This window comes from Longimicrobium sp., assembly GCF_036387355.1.
Lineage (GTDB): Bacteria > Gemmatimonadota > Gemmatimonadetes > Longimicrobiales > Longimicrobiaceae > Longimicrobium.
In genome coordinates this window covers 1-4,042 of sequence record NZ_DASVTX010000532.1, presented here as the reverse complement: position 1 = coordinate 4,042, position 4,042 = coordinate 1, and the positions used below count along the sequence as shown (strand labels likewise).

General features: G+C 68.4%; 3 protein-coding genes. 1 reads left to right on the top strand and 2 read right to left on the bottom strand.

The window, feature by feature from the left end; all coding sequences use genetic code 11:
* Positions 1-2,011, bottom strand: a 2,011-nt coding sequence (locus VF665_RS22945) for a hypothetical protein (RefSeq protein ID WP_331055811.1), incomplete at its 3' end; no start/stop codon positions are given.
* A gap of 287 nt (positions 2,012-2,298) precedes the next feature.
* The gene (locus VF665_RS22940) at positions 2,299-2,742 is read right to left on the bottom strand and encodes an NUDIX domain-containing protein (protein WP_331055810.1); all 444 of its coding nucleotides are present in this window, start codon (positions 2,740-2,742) and stop codon (positions 2,299-2,301) included.
* Positions 2,743-2,899: 157 nt separating this feature from the next.
* On the opposite strand from VF665_RS22940, the gene VF665_RS22935 reads away from it, so the two are divergent.
* Positions 2,900-3,928 carry a hypothetical protein gene (locus VF665_RS22935; RefSeq protein ID WP_331055809.1) on the top strand — a complete coding sequence of 343 codons (1,029 nt, stop codon included), beginning with the start codon at positions 2,900-2,902 and terminating at the stop codon, positions 3,926-3,928.
* Positions 3,929-4,042: the final 114 nt, after the last annotated feature.

The following is a 4,042-nucleotide window of genomic DNA, read 5'->3' as shown; positions in this document are numbered from 1 at the left end:
TGCGGCGCAGGATGGCGTGCGCGGCCGGCGTCTTCGCCTCGCCCGCGGCGAAGAACACGACGGCCTCCGCGACCGGCAGATCCAGCACTTCGGCGATGTTCAGCCCGCCCAGCCGGTACTCCAGCACCGACGCCTGGAACCGCCGCCCCTCGCACTCCTCGCAGACGGTCGACACGCCCGCCATCATCCCCAGATCCGTGTAGATCACACCGGCGCCGTTGCAGGCCGGGCAGGCGCCCTCGGAGTTGGCGCTGAACAACGCCGGCTTCACCCCGTTGGCCTTCGCAAACGCCTTGCGGATGGGCTCCAGCGCGCCGGTGTACGTCCCCGGGTTGCTGCGCCGCGAACCCTTGATGGCGCTCTGGTCCACCGTCACCACGCCCTGGCGCGGCGACACCGAGCCGTGGATCAGCGAGCTCTTTCCGCTTCCCGCCACGCCCGTCACCACCACCAGCACGCCGAGCGGGATGTCGACATCCACGTTCTTCAGATTGTGGGTCCTGGCGCCGCGCACCTGCATCACCCCCGTGGGCGTGCGGACGGACGGCTTCAGCGCCGACCTGTCACTCAGGTGGCGGCCGGTGAGGGTGCCGCTGGCCCGCAGTCCATCCACCGTGCCCTGAAAGACCACCTCGCCGCCCGCGGTGCCGGCGCCGGGGCCCAGGTCGATCACGTGGTCGGCGATCGCGATGGTCTCCGGCTTGTGCTCCACCACCAGCACCGTGTTGCCCTTGTCGCGCAGCCGCAGCAGCAGGCCGTTCATCCGCTGGATGTCGTGCGGATGCAGGCCGATCGTCGGCTCGTCGAACACGTAAGTCACGTCGGTGAGCGACGAGCCCAGGTGCCGGATCATCCTGGTCCGCTGGGCCTCGCCGCCGGAGAGGGTGCCGGATGGGCGGTCAAGGCTCAGGTATCCCAGGCCGATCTCCACGAACGAGTCCAGCGTGTGCTGCAGCCCGGCCAGCAGCGGCGCCACGGACGGCTCGTCATCCAGCCCGCGCAGCCACTCCGCGAGTTCGTTGATCTGCATCGCGCACGCGTCGGCGATGTTGATCCCCCTGATCTTCGATGACCGGGCGGGCTCGTTCAGCCGCGTGCCGCCGCACTCGGGGCACGGCGTGAAGGTGATCACCCGTTCCACGAAGGCGCGGATGTGCGGCTGCATCGCATCGACGTCCTTGGACAGCATCGACCCCTGGATCTTCGGGATGAGGCCCTCGTACGTCAGGTTGATGCCATCCACCTTGATCTTGGTCGGCTCTTTGTAGAGCAGCGCGTCCAGTTCCTTCTTGCTGAAGTCGCGAATGGGCTTGTCCGCGTCAAAGAAGCCGCAGCCGCGAAAGATGCGGCCGTACCACCCCTCCATGCTGTAGCCGGGAATCGTCAGCGCGCCCTGGTTGAGCGACTTGCTGTCGTCGTACAGCTGCGTCAGATCGAAGTCGCTGACCGTGCCCATCCCCTCGCACCGCGGGCACATGCCGCCGTGGTACACCTGGTCGCGGACCACGACGCGCTCGCCCTTGCCCTTGTCCACCGTCATGGCCCCGCTCGCCCGGCGCGTGGGGACGTTGAAGGAAAAGGCGATCGGCGGGCCGATGAACGGCTTGCCCAGGCGGCTGAAGAGGATGCGCAGCATGGCGTTGGCGTCCGTCGCCGTGCCCACGGTGGAGCGCGCGTTGGCGCCCATCCGCTCCTGGTCCACGATGATGGCCGTCGTCAGTCCATCGAGCACGTCGACGTCCGGCCGGTTGAGCGTGGGCATGAAGCCTTGGACGAACGCGCTGTACGTCTCGTTGATGAGCCGCTGCGATTCCGCCGCGATGGTGCCGAACACGAGCGACGATTTGCCCGATCCCGACACGCCGGTGAACACCGTCAGCCGCCGCTTGGGGATGTCGACGCTGACGTCCTTGAGGTTGTTCTCGCGCGCCCCCTGCACGCGAATGCGGTCGTGGGTGTCGGCCGCGTGCGGCGCCGACGGCTGCGCTTCGGTGATCGTGGCGATGCTCATCGTGTCTCCATCGGGTCGGGCGGCCAGTCCGGAGCGAGGTGGGAATTGCGGGAGATGCGGAGGCGGAGAGATACCGCGTACGACTCACCCCAAGGGGCAGCAGGCCGCCGCGCAGTCACCCGCCATCCGCCGGATTCGGCCGGGCCGAACAGACTACGAGTGGCCGAAAGGGGAGTCAAGCGAGGCTGAAAGCGCCACATCCCGTTGCGTGCAGTGGTGCTGGATACCAAACGACCGCAGCCCGGCGCCGGGCTGCGGTCGTTTCTCGCCATCTGGCCAGACGCGGATCATGGGCGCGAAACGCCCAAGCCGAGTGCCGCGCGGATGCGCCCGAGTTGCGGACACAGAAAGAGGTCGCTCCGCGTTTCCGCATCCCATGCACCGGGGTCGCCGAGCGGGAGCCAGCGGACGGCGGTGAGCTGCGCGCCGCCGTCGTTGCCGCACGGTACGGGCTCGCCCTCCACGATGCGGCACGCGTACGTCCGCCATCGCGTGTACGTGCCATCCGGCGGATCGGCGGGCACGTCGTCCAGCACGGCGCCGACCTCAACGATCACCCCGAGTTCCTCGCGCACCTCGCGCGCGACCGCCTGCGCGTCGGTCTCCCCCTCCTCGCGACCGCCGCCGGGGAGCGTCCAGAACGGCGGCTCGCCCGGGAGCCTGCAGAGTACCAGCAGCAGCCGGCTGCCCCGCAGGATCGCCGCCTGCAGCCGCGTGTCACGTATCGTCATGAGTGCACGGGAAAGTGGGAGTGCAAACGCTCGATCCTTCCGCGTTGCATCCCGTGGACCACCGGGGAAGTGCGTTACCAGCAATCATTTGTGGCATGAAGGGTGCTTGCCCCCCGCCGCGATTTGCGGCTGGAAACCTTTGCCGGAGTGATGGCCGATGCGGTGGAACGCGCTCTCTCTGCTGGGCGCCGCGGTGTTGTGCGCGGCGTGCCAGGACGGGTCCGATGATCTGGTGGGCCCGCCCTCGTCTCCCACACGAAACACCATCCCCGCCGCGTGCGCCGGGATCGCGTACACGCGGCCCGTGTACGTGGCGGACGCGGCGCAGCTCGCCGGCGCGCTGGCGTCGGCGCAGGCCGGCGACCTGATCGTGCTGGCGGACGGCGTGTACCGCCGCTACGCCTTCGACATCACGGTGCCGGGGACCGCATCCAGCCCCATCACGCTCTGCGGCAGCCGCAACGCGGTGCTGCGCTCCACCTCCCTGGGCGCCGGCGGAATGATCCGCCTCAAGACCAGCTACTGGCGGCTCAGGGGCTTCTCCGTTGACAGCTCCCAGATCGGCATCCACGTCACGGGCGGCAGACAGAACGTGCTCGATTCGCTCTCCGTCACGCGCACGGGGCTCGCGGGGATCAAGATCCACCAGTTCAGCCGCAGCAACATCGTCCGGAACAACTACATCGACGACACCGGACTTGTCACGCCCGAATATGGGGAGGGGATCTACCTGGGCACGGACAGCGCCGCCTGGGGCGGCCAGGCGGACACCAGCGACTCCACCCAGGTGCTGAACAACCGGTTCGGCCCGCGGGTGCGCTCCGAAAACGTGGACGTCAAGGAGGGCACCACGGGCGGCACCATCGCGGGCAACCAGTTCAACGGCCAGGGGATGATCGCCGCGGCCAGCGCCCTTCCCCACTGGGTGGATTCGTGGGTGGACGTCAAGGGGAACGGGTATGTAATCCGCGACAACCGCGGCGAGTACACGCTCGAGTTCGGCATCGACGTGTACTCCAAGGTGGCGGGATGGGGGCGTAACAATCAGCTGCTGAACAACACGTTCGACCTGCGCGGCGCGAACGGGTACGGCTTTCACATCCTTGCGCAGCCCAACCTGGTTTCGTGCAGCAACACGGTGGTGAACGCCGGAAAGGGCTTCGCGAACGTAACCTGCACGCCGTGATCCACGCACGTCGCGGCGCCCGGGGCGGATTCCCGGGCGCCGCGATGCGATCCGCGGAGCCCCGCGCCTACTGCACCGGCGCCACGTTGTCCGCCGAGTTGCGGTCGATGTAGA